Genomic DNA, 17521 nt, shown 5'->3' on the forward strand with positions numbered 1-17521 from the left:
CCTGACAAAAACAAACGGCGCCTCACAGGGCGCCGTTTGTTTTTTGCACACGAGCTTTCGCTACATCGCTCGAGAGAAGTGCGACATCAGAACTGATCTTCCGACAACGCCAGCACACTCTCCCCACCCTTCGCGCTGACGATCGACGCTTCCAACGCCGAGGCCAGCGGCAGCACATGCTCTGCGTAGAACTGCGCCGTCGCGATCTTCGCGCCGTAGAACGATGGATCTTCGTCGCGCTTTTCAGCCGCCACGAGCAACGCACGCGCCATCTGCCAGCCACCCAGCACGACGCCCGCCAGCTTCAGGTACGGCACGCTGCCGGCGAACACCGCGTTCGGATCGCTCTTCGTGTTGGCGACGACGAAATCGACCGCCGCGCCCAGCGAGCGATGACCCTGCGTCAGATACTTCTTCATCGAATCGAACGCCGCGCCTTGTTGCGCGCCCAGCGCCTCAATCGTTTCAGCCACACCAGCCAGCAGCAACTTCGCGACCTTGCCGCCGTCCCGCACAGTCTTGCGGCCGATCAGATCGTTAGCCTGAATCGCGGTCGTCCCTTCGTAGATTGGCAGAATGCGCACGTCGCGGTAGTACTGTGCGGCGCCCGTTTCTTCGATGAAACCCATGCCGCCGTGCACCTGCACGCCGAGGCTCGTCACGTCGATCGACAGTTCCGTGCTCCAACCCTTCACGATCGGCACCAAGTATTCGTAGATCGCCTGATGTTCAGCGCGCAACGCTTCGTCAGGATGACGATGCGCGATATCGCTGTGAGCCGCGGCGACATACGCCAACGCGCGCGATGCTTCCGTGAGGCCGCGCATCGTCGCAAGCATACGGCGCACATCGGGGTGTTGAATGATCGCCACCGATTGTTTCGCGGAGCCATCCACCGGCCGGCTTTGCACGCGATCCTTCGCATACGCAACGGCCTTCTGATACGCGCGATCCGACATCGCCACACCCTGCATACCCACCGCGAAACGCGCCGCGTTCATCATGATGAACATGTATTCGAGACCGCGATTTTCTTCGCCGATCAGATGACCGATCGCGCCGCTATGATCGCCGAATTGCAGCACCGCGGTCGGGCTCGCCTTGATGCCGAGCTTGTGCTCGATCGACACGCAATGCACGTCGTTGCGCGCACCGAGCGAGCCGTCTTCGTTGACGAGAAACTTCGGGACGATAAAGAGCGAAATGCCCTTCACGCCTTCCGGTGCATTCGGCGTGCGCGCCAGCACGAGATGGGCGATGTTTTTCGCCATGTCGTGCTCGCCCCACGTGATGAAAATCTTCGTGCCGAACAGCTTGAACGAACCATCGCCCTGCGGCTCGGCGCGCGTGCGCACCAGCGCGAGATCGGAGCCGGCTTGCGGCTCGGTCAGGTTCATCGTGCCGGTCCACTCGCCGGAAATCAACTTGGGCACGTAGGTTTGTTTTTGCTCTTCCGTGCCGGCAGTCAGCAGCGCTTCGATCGCGCCGTCTGTTAGCAAAGGACACAACGCGAACGACAGGTTCGAAGCGTTGAGCATTTCGACGCACGGCGTGGCGATCAGCTTGGGCAGGCCCTGGCCTTCGTAGTCGACCGGATGTTGCACGCCTTGCCAGCCGCCTTCGCCAAACTGGCGGAATGCGTCCTTAAAACCGGGCGTTGCGGTGACCACGCCGTCTTTCCAGCTGCTCGGATTGCGATCGCCCTCGACGTTCAACGGCGCCAGCACTTCACCGCACAATTTCGCCGATTCTTCGAGCACGGCCTGAGCCGTGTCGAGATTCGCGTCTTCGAAGCCTGGCAGCGTCGCGATATCTTCGAGACCGGCCAGTTCTTTCATCACGAACAACATGTCCTTGATCGGCGCCGTGTAGCTCATTTCAGTTCTCCTCCTGTCTTTCGATAAAAAAAGGGCGCCGGACCTGATAGGTCCCACGCCCTTTCGTGTGCTGCCAGACGCCTGTTACTCGGCGCTGTGGCTGTTAGCCGAGCTCGCTAACGAGTTCCGGCACAAGCGTGAACAGATCGCCCACCAAACCATAATCGGCGACGCTGAAAATCGGCGCTTCCGGGTCCTTGTTGATGGCGACGATGACCTTCGAGTCCTTCATACCGGCCAGATGCTGGATCGCACCCGAGATACCGACGGCCACATACAGTTGCGGCGCGACGATCTTGCCGGTCTGGCCGACCTGATAGTCGTTCGGCACGAAGCCCGCATCCACTGCTGCGCGCGATGCGCCCAGCGCTGCGTTCAGCTTGTCAGCCAGCGGTTCGAGAACCTTGGTGTAGTTCTCGCCGTTACCCAGACCGCGGCCGCCCGAGACGATGATCTTCGCCGACGTCAGTTCCGGACGGTCCAGCTTCGTCACTTCGCGGCTCACGAATTGCGAGAGGCCCGTGTCGGCTGCCGCTTCGATCTTCTCGACCGTTGCGCTGCCGCCTTCTGCTGCAACCGGGTCGAAGCCGGTCGTGCGGACCGTGATGACCTTGATCGGGTCAGCCGATTGCACCGTCGCGATCGCGTTACCCGCGTAGATCGGACGCTCGAACGTGTCGGCGCTGTCCACCGCGGTGATGTCGCTGATCTGCGCGACGTCGAGCTTCGCGGCGATGCGCGGCGCGATGTTCTTGCCGTAGGCGGTCGCCGGCGCCAGGATGTGCGTGTAGTCCTTCGCGATGTTCAACACCGTTGCTTCGACGTTTTCTGCGAGGCCCGCTTCGAGTTGCGCCGCGTCGGCCAGCAATACTTTCGAAACACCTGCAATCTTCGCTGCTGCATCTGCCGCCGCTTGTGCGTTGTGCCCTGCCACCAGCACGTGAATATCGCCACCAATCTTCTGCGCGGCTGCAATCGTATTCAGCGTCGCAGCCTTGATCGATGCGCTATCGTGTTCTGCAATTACCAGATTCGTCATTTCGTCCGTCTCCCTTACAGCACCTTGGCTTCGGTCTTCAGCTTCTCGACCAGCGTCTTCACATCCGGCACCTTCACACCGGCAGAGCGCTTCGGCGGCTCGACGACTTTCAGCGTCTTCAGACGCGGCGTCACATCAACGCCGAGATCTTCCGGCTTGATGACTTCCAGCGGCTTCTTCTTCGCCTTCATGATGTTCGGCAGCGTGACATAACGCGGCTCGTTCAGGCGCAGGTCGGTCGTGATCACAGCGGGCAAGCTCAGCGACAGCGTTTCCGCGCCGCCGTCGACTTCGCGCGACACCGTAGCTTTACCGTCGGCCACGACAACCTTCGAGGCGAACGTGGCTTGCGGCAGGTTAGCCAGCGCAGCCAGCATCTGGCCGGTCTGGTTCGAATCGTCGTCGATGGCCTGCTTGCCGAGGATGACCAGCCCAGGCTGTTCCTTGTCGATCAGCGCCTTCAGCAGCTTGGCAACGGCCAGCGGCTGCAGATCTTCATTGGACTCGATCAGGATCGCGCGGTCCGCGCCGATGGCCAGCGCCGTACGCAGTGTTTCCTGCGACTGCGTCACACCGCACGACACGGCGATCACTTCGGTCGCCACGCCCGCTTCCCGCAGACGAACGGCTTCTTCAACCGCGATTTCGTCGAACGGATTCATCGACATCTTCACGTTCGCGATGTCGACGCCCGTACCGTCCGATTTCACTCGAACTTTCACGTTGTAATCGACCACTCTCTTGACTGGCACCAGGATTTTCATGCACACGCTCCAAAGTTACGAATACGTCAACCCAACGAACATTATAGCGACTGCCCTCATGGCAGCCGTGTCGTGGGCGGCTTTAGCAGGAGGATATCGCTCCTCAGCGGCGTGACGGCAATATCGAACGGTCGTTCTATTTTAATCTCGAAAAAACCCGGGAGACAACCCCGGGTTAAGACTTACGACTCTAATTTTGCATTGCCGTCGTGTCTTGCCAGGCGAAACCGTCAGATCACCAGGCGGTGATCACCGATCCGCCGAACTTGCTCTCGACAAACTGCTTCACTTCCGGTGAATGATACGCTGCGACCAGCTTCGCAACCCACGGCTTGCTCTTGTCAGCTTCGCGGATTGCGATGATGTTCACGTACGGACCCTTCGGGTCTTCGATCGCGATGGCGTCCTGCTTGGGCTTCAGACCCGCTTCCATCGCAAAGTTCGTATTGATCGCGGCGGCGTCCACGTCGTTCAGCGAGCGCGGAATTTGCGCGGCGTCGAGTTCGACGATCTTCAGCTTCCTCGGGTTGTCGACGATATCGAGCGGCGTCGCCTTCAGACCCGCATCCGGGCGCAGCTTCAGCAGCCCTTGCTTCTGCAGCAACAGGAGTGCCCGTCCACCATTGGTCGGATCGTTCGGCACCGCGATCTTCGCGCCCGGCTGCAATTCAGCCAGCGTCTTCACTTTCTTCGAATAGATGCCCATCGGGTACGTGACCGTATCGGCGATGCGAATCAACTTGTAGCCGCGGTCCTTGACCTGTGCCTGCAAGTACGGGTCATGCTGGTAGCTGTTCGCGTCCAGGTCGCCGCCGGCGAGCGCTGCGTTCGGCTGCACGTAGTCGGAGAACTCGACGATCTTGATGTTCAGACCGTTCTTTGCCGCGACCGTCTTCACGACTTCCATGATCTGCGCGTGCGGGCCGCCGGTGACACCGACCTTGATCGTATCTTCAGCGTGAGCCGCCGTGGCGGCAGCGAACAGCGACGCGGCGCCAAGTGTAGCGGCCAGCTTGAGAATGAAACGACGTTGCATGATGGACCTTTCCGAATCTGAAGATTCTGTTTAGCGGGTTCCGATGACCCTTGTTTATCGCTGCTTACTTATGGCTCAAACGACGCACGAGCCAATCCCCGAACGACTGCACCAGTTGCACGAAGACGATCAGGATCACCACGACCGTCACCATGACTTCCGGCAGGAAACGCTGATACCCGTAGCGAATGCCGAGATCGCCGAGACCGCCACCGCCGATCGCACCGGCCATCGCCGAATAGCCGACCAGCGAGACAAACGTGATCGTCAAACCGGCGACTACACCCGGCAGTGATTCCGGCAACAGCACCTTGAAGACGATCTGGCTGGTGGTCGCGCCCATTGCCTGCGCCGCTTCAATCAGACCGCGATCGACTTCGCGCAACGCTGTCTCAACCAGACGCGCAATGAACGGCGCGGCGGCGATCGTGAGCGGCACCACGGCCGCAGCCGTGCCGATAGAAGAACCCACCACGAGGCGCGTAAACGGAATCACCGCGACCAGCAAGATGATGAATGGCGTGGAACGCACCGCGTTGACGATCACGCCCATCACGCGATTCACGGCAATGTTTTGCAGCACGCCCTGACGATCCGTCAGATACAGCAGCACGCCGAGCGGCAAACCGACCGCCGCGCCGACCAGTCCGGAAATGCCGACCATCACGAGCGTTTCCCAGAACGACTGGACGAACATATCGAACATTTCACTCAACATACGACAGCTCCTCGACCACCACACCCTGTTCGCGCAGATACGTCAGCGCCTCCGCCACCTTCGCCGGTTCGCCGCCCGCGAGCACCGCTAGCGAGCCGAACGCCTGCCCCTGGATCTCGTCGATCTGACCGTGCAGGATGTTGAAGTCGAGTTCGTAGCGGCGAATCGTTTCCGACAGGATCGGCTGGTCGACACCCGAGCCGGTGAACGCAAGGCGCAGCAAATGACCGCTGCCAGTCTTCAGACGTTCAGCCACTCGCGCCTTCATGGCGGGAGGCAGTTCCTGCGCGATCACGTCGCCAATCAGCGCGCGCGTCACTTCATGATGCGGTTGCAGGAACACGTCGATGACCTTGCCCTCTTCGACCACACGGCCTGCATCCAGCACGGCGACGCGGTCGCAGACCTGCTTGATCACGTCCATCTGGTGCGTGATCAGCACGATCGTCAGGTTCAATTCGCGATTGATACGCTTGAGCAGATCGAGGATCGCGCGCGTGGTTTCTGGATCGAGCGCCGAAGTCGCTTCGTCGGAGAGCAGCACCTTCGGCTTGCTCGCCAGCGCACGCGCGATGCCGACGCGCTGCTTCTGGCCGCCGCTGATCTGCGCCGGGTAACGATCCTTCTGCGCCGACAGGCCGACCAGTTCGAGCAGCGGCAGCACGTTCGCTTCGATCTCGTCGCGTTTCATGCCGGCGAGTTCGAGCGGCAACGCCACGTTCTCATACACCGTGCGCGACGACAGCAGGTTGAAGTGCTGGAAAATCATGCCGATTTCGCGACGCGCCTCGCGCAATTGCGCGGCGGGCAGCGTTGTCAGATCACGGCCGTTGACGACGATGTTGCCTTCGCTCGGGCGCGTCAGCAGGTTGAGGGTGCGCACGAGCGTGCTCTTGCCCGCGCCGCTGCGGCCGATAATGCCGAACACCTCGCCCGCCGGAATCGACAGGTTGACATTGTGCAGCGCCTCGACCCAGCCCCGGGGCCCGGCGAACCGCTGGGAGATATTGCGTATTTCGATCATGGAAAAACTAAACGGCGGAGTTTGCCAACGAGCGTTGTGCGCTCCCGACAAGCGGCCGCCGTTGCTTTTATTGGGATTTGAGCCCGCAATTCTACCGCAGCGTCGTCATTCCCTTTAATAATCAATTACGATCTTTTCATAACCACAGGGCATTAGAGGCATGCCCGGCGCGAGAAGCTCGCGTGTGCGCACCCGCTGCGACTATGATCGGGCGAATCAGAATCAGGACACGTTCAGGATAAACGCCCGCTATGGAAACAACTCGACCTGACAATGTGCGCCCCGCTGCGGGTGCCCCTGCGGACGCCCTTGCCGACGCCCCGAAAGGCGGCGGCGCGCAGCGCTCGACGGTCACGACGAGCGACGGCGTCGAACTGCCGTTGTACCGCTGGCCTGCGACGACACAACTGCGTGGCACGGTCGCGCTGATACATGGGCTCGCGGAGCACGCGGGGCGTTACGCGGCACTGGCGGATCGGCTGAACCCGGCGGGCATTGAACTCGTCGCCATCGATTTGCGCGGACACGGGCATGCGCCCGGCAAACGCGTGTGGGTGAATCGCTTCGACGACTATCTGCTCGACGCCCAAGCCTTGCTCGATGAAGCGGCTACCCGCTGCGCACCGCTGTTTCTGATGGGCCACAGCATGGGCGGCGCAGTCGCTGCGCTCTACGCAATCGAACGGCTGGAGGCGAGCGGGCGTCGGTTGAGCGGTCTGATCCTGTCAAGCCCCGCGCTCGCACCGGGCCGCGATGTGCCGCGCTGGATGCTCAAGGTGAGCCAGGTGATCAGCCGCATCTGGCCGACCTTCCCGGCCATGAAGATCGATGCGGCTTTGCTGTCACGCCTTCAGCCCGTGGTGAATGCCAATCGCAATGACCCACTGGTTCATCACGGCGCGATTCCCGCACGTACGGGCGCGGAGTTGTTGCTGGCGATGGCGCGCATCGAACGCGGCCGTGCTGGGCTACGCGTACCGTTGCTGGTGTATCACGGCACCGCCGACAAGCTCACGGAACCGGACGGCAGCCGCGATTTCGGCGCGCATGCGGGTTCGCCGGACAAGACGCTCACGATGCACGAAGACAGCTATCACGAGACGATGAACGATCTCGACCGGGATCGGGTGATCGGCGCGCTCATCGACTGGATTGAGAAACGCTTGCCCAAAGCCTGAGCGCCGCACGGCATGGTGGCGCCTCAGCCTCCCGCACATCTGCATGCTGGCCCCGCCCCCTGCCAGGAACGACCCAGCCTGGCTAGCGCTTCCAGTCAGGCGGGCGTTTGTCGATGAAGGCCTGCACGCCTTCGAGTGCGGAGTCGTCCATCATGTTGCAGGCCATGGTCTGGCCGGCTAGCTGATACGCCGCTTCGATGCCCATTTCGAGCTGTCGATAGAACAGGCCTTTGCCGGCCCTCACCGCTTCGACGGGTTTCGCGCAGATGCTTTTCGCGAGCCGCGCGACTTCTGAGTCGAGCGCGTCCGCCGGAACCACGCGATTCACGAGGCCTTGCTGCCTCGCCTGCACGGCGTCGATGAAATCGCCGGTAAGCAGCATTTCGAGCGCTGCCTTACGCGACAGATTGCGCGACAGCGGCACTGAAGGCGTCGCACAGAAGAGTCCCAGGTTGACGCCCGAGACAGCAAAGCGCGCGGTATCGGCCGCGACTGCCAGATCGCACATCGCGACCAGCTGACAGCCGGCAGCCGTGGCGATGCCGTGCACGCGCGCGATCACCGGTTGCGGCAAGCGCTGGATCGTCAACATCAGTTTCGTGCAGCGCGCGAACAACGCCTGGTAATAGGCGAGCGATGGCGCCGCACGCATTTCCTGCAGATCGTGTCCCGCGCAGAACGCGCGGCCGGCACCTGTGATCACCACCACCCGCGCGCTGGACGCGGCCAGCGCCGTCAGCGCCGACTGCAACTCGTCTAGCAGGGCTTCGGAGAGCGCGTTGAAGGCATCGGGACGGTTCATCGTCAATCGCACGACGCCCGGCACACCATAGGCGTCGTGTTCGATTTCGACCAGCGAAGCACTGCGCACCTCGGCATTCATGGCTCGCTCCTCGTTGAATTCATGCAGTTCGCAACGTTCGCGCAGTTCTTGCGGCGTGGCAACTCAGATTCCGGCCAGCGAGCGCACGTGCGCAACCACGCTGCGTCCGAGCGCCGACAGGTTGTACCCGCCTTCGAGACAGCTGACGATCCGCCCATGCGCATAGCGTTTCGCGATCTCGCGCACCTGATCGGTGATCCAGGCGTAGTCGTCTTCGACGAGACCCATATTGCCGAGATCGTCCTCGCGATGCGCGTCGAAGCCGGCCGAAATGAAGATCATCTCCGGCTTGAAATCATGCAGGCGCGGCAGCCACAGCATGTCCACCGCTTCGCGCACCACCATGCCTTTCGAGCGGGCCGGTATCGGCACGTTGCACATGTTGGGCGCCTGATTGTCGGCACCGGTGAACGGATAGAACGGATGCTGGAAGATGCTGCACATCAGCACACGCGAATCGCCCGAAAAGGCCGCTTCGGTGCCGTTACCGTGGTGGACGTCGAAGTCGACGATCGCGACGCGCTGCAGGCCGTGCACCTCGAGCGCATGACGCGCGGCGATCGCCACGTTGTTGAAAAAGCAGAAACCCATCGCGCGTGCCGGCTCCGCATGATGGCCGGGCGGCCGCACGCTGCAGAACGCGTTGTCGAAGCGGCCTTCGATCACCGCGTCGGTCGCGGCCACCGCGGCGCCGGCTGCGCGCAACGCGGCCTGCAGCGTGTGCGGGTTCATCGACGTGTCGGGATCGATTTCGGCGAGGCCCTCCGCAGGCGAGCGGCTGCGGATGTAATCGATGTGGGCTTGCGTATGCACGCGCAAGAGCGCGGCTTCGTCGGCAAGCGGCGGCGACTCGCGCTCGATCAGCGCGTCGATGCGGCTCGCGATCAGTTGGTCTTCGATTGCCTGCAGGCGCGCCGGACATTCAGGATGCCATTGCCCCATATCGTGCAGCAAACAATCGGCGTGGGAATAAAAGCCTGTTGCCATGTGTCTCGTTTGCGGCGCGGCGCTTTCAAAGCGCGCGCGGCGTGTCTCCGTCCATGGGCGCGCGCACTGGGCGCGCCAACATTTGCCAAGTTACCACACGATGCGACTGTGACGCGCTGGGCACAGTTTTGCGGAAAGCGTCGGGTATACTGCCTCGGTCCGTTTCCCCTGTCTCTTTCGCACTGCGCCCCTAGCTCACTATGACCGTCAAGCTTGCTCTGTCTGCACGAAACCGGCTACGCATGAAGACCGTAACCGCTGCACTATCCGTCGCATCGTGCATGTTCATGGCAACCAGTCCGGCGATGGCGCAAAGCGCCGCGAAAAAGCCGCTGCTGCTCGCGCAAAGCCAGCCTCAACCGGCGGTGCCGCAAGGGCAAACCTTCGAAGAAGAGATCATTCCGCAGCGTTACGCGAATAACCCGAATGTCGACGCCTTCATTAGCGACATGTCGGCGCGCTACGACTTCGACGAAGCCGCATTGCACGCCCTCTTCGCGCGCGTGAGCTATTCGGCCACGGCGGTCAAGCTGGTTACGCCGTCGCCCTCCCCGACGATCAAGAACTGGCGTGTGTATCAGTCGCGCTTTCTCGACCAGGTGCGCATCAACGCCGGCGTGCGCTTCTGGCGCGCCAATCAGGCCACGCTGCAACGCGCCTACGAAGAGTTCGGCGTGCCGCCGGAAGTGGTCGTCGGCATCATTGGCGTGGAGACGATCTACGGGCGCTTCATGGGCAACTTCCGTGTGCTCGACGCGCTGACCACGCTCAGTTTCGACTACCCGAATACGGCCAATCGCGCGGATCGCCAGGCGACTTTCCGCAAGAATCTCGAAGACTACCTGGTGTGGACGCGCGATTCGCAAATCGATCCGACCACCGTGCTCGGCTCCTATACCGGCGCGATCGGCATTCCGCAGTTCCTGCCGAGCAGCATTGTGCAATATGCGGTGAGCTACGACGGTAACAAGCAGATCGATCTGCGCACGAGCCAGGCGGATGCGATCGGCAGCGTGGCGAATTATCTGCGGCAGAACGGTTGGGAAAACGGCCGACCCGTGGTGTGGAAGATCGGCATGGACGCCGGCAGCCTGGGTGTGGCGCAAGCGGCCGCCGATGGTAAGCCGGAGCCGCATTGGCCGCTGGACCAATTGCTCCGTGCCGGACTGCTGCTGAACGAGCCGGGAGTCGATATCGCGTCGGAAGCGGGCACGCCGGTCACGGTGGTGGACCTGCCGTCGCCCGGGCGCGGTACCGAGTACATGCTGGGCTTGAAGAACTTCTATGTGCTGACTCGCTATAACCGCAGTTTCTTCTACGCACTGGCGGTCTATCAATTGGGCCAGCGGGTCAAAGCGCAGATGGAAGCGAGCGACGCGGCGGGTGACAGCGGCAATGCAGCGGCGCCGGGTGCGGCGTCGCAATAATAAGCCGAGCGGCGGTTGCCAGACACTCGCCGCGTCACGAACAGGTAGCAAGCGATACAAAAAAAGCGCCAGTTAGACCGGCGCTTTTTTTATTGGCCAACTCAGTTTGAGGGCCACTCAATGCGCTGAAGCGCAATCAAGCCGGGAACACACCCGTCGACAGATACCGGTCACCCCGATCGCAGACGATAAACACGATCGTTGCGTTTTCGACCTGGCGCGCGACGCGCAGCGCCACCTCGCAGGCTCCACCCGACGAGATGCCGGCGAAGATCCCCTCAACTGACGCCATGCGCCGCGCCATCGCTTCGGCCGCAGCCTGGCCCACGTTCTCGACGCGATCCACGCGGCTACGATCGAAAATCTTCGGCAGATAGGCTTCCGGCCATTTGCGGATGCCCGGAATGCGCGACCCCTCTTCCGGCTGCGCACCGATGATCTCGATGGCCTGATTCTGTTCCTTCAGGTAGGTGGACACGCCCATGATCGTGCCGGTCGTGCCCATCGACGAGACGAAGTGCGTGATGCGCCCTTCTGTGTCGCGCCAAATTTCCGGGCCGGTGCCTTCGACGTGCGCGGCCGGATTGTCCGGGTTCGCGAACTGGTCGAGGATGATGCCCTTGCCTTCGCGCTGCATCTGTTCAGCCAGATCGCGCGCGTACTCCATGCCGCCCGTCACCGGCGTCAGCACGATCTGCGCGCCATAGGCGGCCATGCTCTGACGGCGCTCCACCGACAGGTCCTCCGGCATAATCAGCACCATTTTGTAGCCGCGGATCGCCGCAGCCATCGCCAACGCGATGCCGGTGTTGCCGCTGGTCGATTCGATCAGCGTGTCGCCCGGCTTGATACGCCCGCGCGCTTCCGCTTTCTTGATCATCGACAGCGCCGGGCGGTCCTTCACCGACCCCGCGGGATTGTTGCCCTCAAGCTTCGCAAGGATCACGTTATTGCGGCTGCGGATCTCGTCGTCAGGGAGCCGGACGAGTTGCACGAGCGGCGTATTGCCGATCGTGTCTTCAATCGTTTTGTAAGTCATATCGGTTCGGGTGCTGTCGATGCGCGGAGTCTTCAATCCATCGATTCTAAACCACCGTGCGTGCGGCTGCCGTGCGGCCCTTCTGGCCGCATGGATGCAGGCGCCAACTGGCGAGCGCGTGCAACGCAAAAAGCCCGCGGCTGAGAACCGCGGGAGCCAGTCATCTGCATGACAGCTGAAGGAGTGTTCTTACCCACTCCGACCATGAAGGGGAACGACGGCATCAGGCCGTGTGCACAGAGGTGAAGCGCCTCGCACGCACGGCCCGCGTCAGGCTATTTCTTCACCGCCACAGTGGCGTTGCTCTTTTGGGTAGTGGCCGAGTTGGCCGCGTTGGCGCCATTGCCCGCAGCGGCCGCGCCCTTGGTCTGTGCAGACGCCGCAGCCTGCGTGTTAGCAGCCGCGCCAGCCGGACCGACAGCGAGACCCTCCGCCTGCAAGCGCTCGACGGTATGCCCGCCCATGCCTTTGACGCGCTTGCCGAGATCGGACGGATCCTTGAACGGACCATGCGCTGAACGCTCTTCGAGAATGGCTTTCGCTTTGGCAGGACCGATGCCCTTGATGCCGCGCAGCGCATCCTCGTTAGCCGTGTTGACGTCGACCGCCGCATAGGCGTGGCCGAAAGCGGCCAGCATGGCCGCGGTAACCAGAATTTTTCGAAACATATGGAATCTCCCTCGTACAACCGGTTGACGACCATCACCAACCGGGAGATTCCAGTTTAAAGAGGTATCCGAAAGATTTACACCTGGCCGAATAGCCAACGTACGTATCGATCGACACCTTCCTGCACGCTCAGAAACGGTGCGTCGTAACCGGTAGCACGCAGCTTGGTCAGGTCGGCTTGCGTGAAGCATTGGTACTTGCCACGCAATGCATCGGGGAACGGGATGTATTCGATCAGCCCGCGTTGCACCTGATCCGCGAGCGACAACGGCGGCTCGTTGTTCAACGCACGCAGCGTGTTGACCACCGTGCTCGCGATGTCGTTGAACGGCTGAGCGCGGCCACTGCCCAGGTTGAAAATGCCCGACTTGTCCGGATTGTCGAAGAAGAACAGGTTCACCTTGACCACGTCTTCGACAGAGACGAAATCGCGCGTCTGCTCGCCCGCAGCATAGCCGTTGTATTCGCCGAACAGCTTGACCTTGCCCTCGGCGCGGAACTGGTTGAAGTTGTGAAACGCCACCGACGCCATGCGCGCCTTATGCGTCTCGCGCGGCCCATATACGTTGAAATAACGGAAGCCGGCAATCTGGCTCTTCGCGGTAGGCAGCACGCGGCGAATCACCTGGTCGAACAGGAACTTCGAATAACCGTACACGTTGAGCGGCTGTTCGACCTCGCGCTCTTCGACGAAGCGGCTTGAGCCGCCATACGTTGCCGCCGAGGACGCATAGAGAAACTGGATGTTCTGCGCGAGACAGACATCGAGCACCTCACGGCTATAGCGGAAGTTGTTGTCCATCATATAGCGGCCGTCGGTTTCCATCGTGTCCGAGCAAGCGCCTTCGTGGAAGATCGCACGAACTTTGCCGAAGTCGCCACGCTTGAAGCGTTCGACGAACTCAGTCTTGTCGAGATAGTCGTCGATTTCGCAGTCGACGAGGTTCTTGAACTTGTCCGCGCGCGTGAGGTTATCAACCGCAATGATGCGTTGTTCACCGCGCTCATTGAGCGCCTTCACGAGATTGCTGCCGATAAAGCCGGCCGCGCCGGTGACGATGAGGGTCATAATGATCCTGCGGTAATGGTGTTCAGTTGACGCCCCGCGGGTCCCTCTTTTGCGCCGCTGAAACTGAAGCGCGCAAGGCAAGGAATCCGGCGGGCTGCATCAATGAAAAAGTTCGTCGTAGTTGACGGTGGCGGTACCGAGTTTTCCAACCACGATGCCGGCCGCGCGATTCGCGAGCCCGACCGCCTCGACCAGCGTAAGACCCGCGCCGAGCATGACGGCGAGCGTGGCGATCACGGTGTCGCCCGCGCCCGATACATCATACACTTCGCGTGCAACGGCCGAAGCGTGCAGGATGCCGTCGTCGGAGAAGAGCGTCATGCCTTCTTCCGAACGCGTCAGCAGCAACGCCTTGAACTCGAGATCGGCACGCAGTTTGGTCACACGCGCGATCAGATCTTCTTCGGACTTCCAGTGTCCAACCACCTCGCGCAACTCGGCGCGATTCGGCGTGATCAGCGTGGCGCCGCGATAGCGCTCCCAGTCGTCCCCCTTCGGATCGACCAGCACCGGTTTGCCCGCCGCATGCGCCTTCGCGATCATCTGTGTGACGTGCGTGAGCCCACCCTTCGCGTAGTCGGACATCAGGATCACGTCGTGCGACGGCAGCAGGTCGTCGAAACGCGCGAGGCCCGCGAGCAGCACTTCGTGCGCCGGCGTGTTTTCGAAGTCGACGCGCAGCAATTGTTGCTGACGCGACAACACGCGCAGTTTGATCGTGGTGAGCAGATCCGGATCGCGTTCCAGATGCGACGCGACACCGCTTTCGCCAAGCAGTTGCACGATGCGCTCGCCGGGCTCGTCATGACCGACCACGCACAGCAAACCCGCTTGCGCGCCGAGCGCAACCGCATTGCGCGCCACGTTCGCCGCGCCGCCAAGACGGTCTTCCTGACGCTGCACATGCACGACCGGCACCGGCGCTTCCGGCGAAATACGGTTCACGTCGCCGAACCAGTAGCGATCGAGCATCACGTCGCCGACCACCAGCACGCGCGCCGCGCCGATGCGTTCGCGCGGCACCACGGTCAGTGCGGGCGCGGGTGTGGACTGAGCGGCCTCAGGCATTGCTGGAGACATCGGCCGGAAATTCAGAGGGCTGGGCATAAGGTCGTCCGATCGAGTGATAGTCGATGCCGAGCTCGGTCATCGCGTCCGGCTCGTACAGATTGCGGCCGTCGAAAATCAGCGGTGACTTCAGCACTGATTTCAGATGCAGGAAATCCGGGCTTTTGAATTCCTTCCATTCGGTGACGACTACCAGCGCGTCGGCGCCGGTGAGCGTTTCGTCCTGGGTGCTCGTGAACGTGAGACGCGCAAGCTGGTCCGGTGCGTCGTGCAGATCAATGGCGAACACGCGGCGCGCTTCGGCCACCGCGACCGGATCATACGCGCGAACCTGGGCGCCACGCGCCAGCAACTCGGCAATCACGCGACGGCTCGGCGCCTCGCGCATGTCGTCGGTATTCGGCTTGAATGCGAGGCCCCACACGGCGAACGTGCGGCCGCTCAGATCTTCGCCGAGCTTGCCCGTGATCTTGTGCACCAGCACGTCCTTCTGCTGGTAATTCACTTCCTCGACCGCTTCGAGGATGCGCAGATTGTGGCCGCTTTCACTGGCGGCGCGAATCAGCGCCTGCACGTCCTTCGGGAAGCACGAACCGCCGTAGCCGCAACCGGCATACAGGAAGTGATAGCCGATGCGCGGGTCCGAGCCAATGCCGCGGCGCACCGCTTCGATATCCGCGCCGACCCGATCCGCCAGATTCGACATTTCGTTCATGAACGAGATGCGCGTGGCGAGCATCGCATTGGCTGCGTATTTCGTGAACTCAGCCGAGCGCACGTCCATGTACAGGGTGCGCTCGTGATTGCGGTTGAACGGCGCGTACAGACGCTTCATCAGTTCGCGCGCGCGCAGGCCGGCTTCGTCTTCGTCGCTGCCGAGCACGATGCGATCGGGGCGCATGAAGTCGTCGACCGCCGCGCCTTCCTTCAGAAACTCAGGGTTGGACACCACCGAGAAGCGGTGCTGCTCGCTATTGGTGAGCCCGCGTTTGGCCAACTCCTCTTCGACCACCGCGCGCACGCGCTGCGCGGTGCCGACCGGCACCGTCGATTTGTCGACGATCACCTTGAAGCTGTTCATCGTGCGGCCAATGTTGCGCGCCGCTTCGAGCACGTATTGCAGGTCAGCCGAGCCGTCTTCGTCAGGCGGCGTGCCGACGGCGATGAACTGCACCTCGCCGTGCGCCACGCTCGCTTCGATATCCGTCGAAAACGTGATGCGGCGCGCCTTGCGCGTGCGGGCGATGATCTCCAGCAACCCCGGCTCGTGGATCGGCACGCCGCCGTTGTTGAGGATTTCGATCTTGCGCGGATCGACGTCGAGACAGAAGACGTCATGGCCGATTTCAGCGAGGCACGCGCCAGTGACGAGGCCAACATAGCCCGTGCCGATAATGGTGATTTTCATACGCTTTCCGGTAGAGGAATCCGGTGGGAGTTTCTCGTAGTAAACAGGGCCGTCATGATCCCGCCCGGGCTAATCCGCCTGACGGGCCGCAGTCGCTGCGGCACGGTTATACGATCGCATTCGCGATCAGTTCGACGCCGTGATCGGTTCGACGCGACGTGGCGCATAGGTTTCCCAACCGCTGCAACCCGGGCACTGCCAGTAGAACAACCGCGCCCTGAAACCACAATTCTGGCACGTATACCGTGGCAAATTTTTGGTGCGCTGACGGATCAGCGTACGCATCAGTTCGAGCTCGCTCTTCCGCGGCTCTTCCGCGACGGCTTCCTGGGCTTCCAGAAGACGCGTCATGCCCGCCAGATTCGGCGACTTCTGCATCTGCGAGCGCGCCAGCGCATGAGCAGCGTCGGGTCCACGTACCGCAGCAATGTGCTGATAGGTCACGTCCAGCAGATCGTTCGACGGATAGAGGTCCACCCACGTGGTGAGCAGATCGGCCCCATCCTGTGGACGGCCGAGTGCCTCATAGGCCTTCATCAGCTTTTCCGCGACAAGTGGCAAATAGGCCGAATTCTGCTCCTCGACGCGCCGCCATTGGACGATAGCCGCCTCTTGCGAGCCGGCCGCCGCATCGACGTCGCCGAACAGGATCGTGGCGCGGACGTTGGCCGGATTCGCCTTCAATGCAAAGCCGAGTTGGCGGCGTGCTTCGTCGGCGTTTTTCTGCTGCAGCGCTTCCTGGGCAAGCTCGCAATGGAACTGCGCGATTTCCTTGTCGAGCGACTCAGCGCCCATTGTTTCCAGGTGGCGCGCGGTGTCGATCGACTTAACCCAGTCTTTCTCGATCTGGTAGATGGTTAGTAGCGCACGCTGTGCACCCAACGCGTAATTGCCGGTTTCGAGCGAACGGAAGGTCTCTTCGGCCCGATCGAGCAAACCGGCCTTCAGGAAATCCTGGCCCAGTTCATACAACGCGTGATCGCGCTCGGTGACGGGCAGATCGGTGCGGCTCAACAGGTTCTGATGTACGCGAATCGCACGGTCCGTCTCACCGCGGCGGCGGAACAGATTGCCTAGCGCAAAGTGCAACTCGATCGTTTCCGGGTCGAGCTTGACGACTTCGATAAACGCGTCGATCGCCTGGTCAGGCTGCTCGTTGAGCAGGAAATTCAGGCCGCGGAAGTACGAACGCGGCAGGTTGGCGCTTTCGGACAGCAGCGTCTTGAGGTCGTAGCGCGCGGCCATCCAGCCGAACGCAAAAGCGACGGGTATGACAAGCAGCCACCAGAAGTCTAGATCCATGCGATAAATGCAAATGTGCGGAACAGCAAAAAC

The 17521-nt window shown here is 61.8% G+C and carries 16 protein-coding genes; 2 read left to right on the forward strand and 14 right to left on the reverse strand.

Going from position 1 to position 17521, the window contains the following annotated elements:
* Positions 1 to 86 precede the first annotated feature (86 nt).
* From KHO31_RS04050 to KHO31_RS04075, 6 genes are all read right to left on the reverse strand, one after another.
* Positions 87 to 1877 (reverse strand): acyl-CoA dehydrogenase, encoded by a 1791-nt coding sequence (locus KHO31_RS04050; protein WP_201070302.1) that lies wholly within the window; start codon positions 1875 to 1877, stop codon positions 87 to 89.
* Positions 1878 to 1980: 103 nt separating this feature from the next.
* Positions 1981 to 2916, reverse strand: coding sequence for an electron transfer flavoprotein subunit alpha/FixB family protein (locus tag KHO31_RS04055; protein WP_201070303.1), 936 nt, complete (start codon positions 2914 to 2916; stop codon positions 1981 to 1983).
* Positions 2917 to 2930: 14 nt separating this feature from the next.
* Positions 2931 to 3680, reverse strand: coding sequence for an electron transfer flavoprotein subunit beta/FixA family protein (locus tag KHO31_RS04060; protein WP_201070304.1), 750 nt, complete (start codon positions 3678 to 3680; stop codon positions 2931 to 2933).
* Between the two features lie 235 nt (positions 3681 to 3915).
* Positions 3916 to 4716 carry a MetQ/NlpA family ABC transporter substrate-binding protein gene (locus KHO31_RS04065; RefSeq protein WP_201070306.1) on the reverse strand — a complete coding sequence of 267 codons (801 nt, stop codon included), beginning with the start codon at positions 4714 to 4716 and terminating at the stop codon, positions 3916 to 3918.
* Positions 4717 to 4780: 64 nt separating this feature from the next.
* Entirely contained in the window at positions 4781 to 5434 is a 654-nt protein-coding gene (locus KHO31_RS04070) for a methionine ABC transporter permease (RefSeq protein ID WP_054037200.1), read from the reverse strand.
* Positions 5424 to 6458: a methionine ABC transporter ATP-binding protein gene (locus KHO31_RS04075; protein ID WP_201070309.1), complete on the reverse strand. Its 1035-nt coding sequence runs from the start codon at positions 6456 to 6458 to the stop codon at positions 5424 to 5426. Before KHO31_RS04075 ends, KHO31_RS04070 begins: the two co-directional genes overlap by 11 nt.
* 251 nt (positions 6459 to 6709) lie before the next feature.
* On the opposite strand from KHO31_RS04075, the gene KHO31_RS04080 reads away from it, so the two are divergent.
* Positions 6710 to 7636: an alpha/beta hydrolase gene (locus KHO31_RS04080; protein ID WP_201070312.1), complete on the forward strand. Its 927-nt coding sequence runs from the start codon at positions 6710 to 6712 to the stop codon at positions 7634 to 7636.
* Between the two features lie 82 nt (positions 7637 to 7718).
* On the opposite strand, the gene KHO31_RS04085 is transcribed toward KHO31_RS04080, so the two are convergent.
* A complete protein-coding gene (locus tag KHO31_RS04085; protein ID WP_211622798.1) occupies positions 7719 to 8519 on the reverse strand; it encodes an enoyl-CoA hydratase in 801 nt (266 codons plus the stop codon).
* A 63-nt stretch (positions 8520 to 8582) separates the two neighbouring features.
* Positions 8583 to 9506 (reverse strand): histone deacetylase family protein, encoded by a 924-nt coding sequence (locus tag KHO31_RS04090; protein WP_201084689.1) that lies wholly within the window; start codon positions 9504 to 9506, stop codon positions 8583 to 8585.
* Between the two features lie 242 nt (positions 9507 to 9748).
* Between KHO31_RS04090 and mltB the strand changes: the two genes are divergently transcribed.
* Positions 9749 to 10933 (forward strand): lytic murein transglycosylase B, encoded by a 1185-nt coding sequence (gene mltB, locus KHO31_RS04095; RefSeq protein WP_236071078.1) that lies wholly within the window; start codon positions 9749 to 9751, stop codon positions 10931 to 10933.
* Between the two features lie 136 nt (positions 10934 to 11069).
* On the opposite strand, the gene cysM is transcribed toward mltB, so the two are convergent.
* The 6 genes from cysM to lapB all read right to left on the reverse strand — a co-directional run bounded on the left by cysM (position 11070) and on the right by lapB (position 17488).
* Entirely contained in the window at positions 11070 to 11972 is a 903-nt protein-coding gene (gene cysM, locus KHO31_RS04100; protein ID WP_201070322.1) for a cysteine synthase CysM, read from the reverse strand.
* A 275-nt stretch (positions 11973 to 12247) separates the two neighbouring features.
* Entirely contained in the window at positions 12248 to 12640 is a 393-nt protein-coding gene (locus tag KHO31_RS04105; protein WP_201070325.1) for a ComEA family DNA-binding protein, read from the reverse strand.
* Between the two features lie 77 nt (positions 12641 to 12717).
* The gene (rfaD, locus tag KHO31_RS04110) at positions 12718 to 13710 is read right to left on the reverse strand and encodes an ADP-glyceromanno-heptose 6-epimerase (RefSeq protein ID WP_201070328.1); all 993 of its coding nucleotides are present in this window, start codon (positions 13708 to 13710) and stop codon (positions 12718 to 12720) included.
* Positions 13711 to 13809: 99 nt separating this feature from the next.
* The gene (rfaE1, locus tag KHO31_RS04115) at positions 13810 to 14817 is read right to left on the reverse strand and encodes a D-glycero-beta-D-manno-heptose-7-phosphate kinase (RefSeq protein ID WP_236060646.1); all 1008 of its coding nucleotides are present in this window, start codon (positions 14815 to 14817) and stop codon (positions 13810 to 13812) included.
* Positions 14771 to 16186: a UDP-glucose dehydrogenase family protein gene (locus tag KHO31_RS04120; protein ID WP_201070331.1), complete on the reverse strand. Its 1416-nt coding sequence runs from the start codon at positions 16184 to 16186 to the stop codon at positions 14771 to 14773. Before KHO31_RS04120 ends, rfaE1 begins: the two co-directional genes overlap by 47 nt.
* Before the next feature lie 126 nt (positions 16187 to 16312).
* Positions 16313 to 17488: a lipopolysaccharide assembly protein LapB gene (lapB, locus tag KHO31_RS04125; RefSeq protein ID WP_201084690.1), complete on the reverse strand. Its 1176-nt coding sequence runs from the start codon at positions 17486 to 17488 to the stop codon at positions 16313 to 16315.
* Between the last annotated feature and the right edge of the window lie 33 nt (positions 17489 to 17521).

It is taken from the genome of Paraburkholderia domus (assembly GCF_905220705.1).
GTDB lineage: Bacteria > Pseudomonadota > Gammaproteobacteria > Burkholderiales > Burkholderiaceae > Paraburkholderia > Paraburkholderia domus.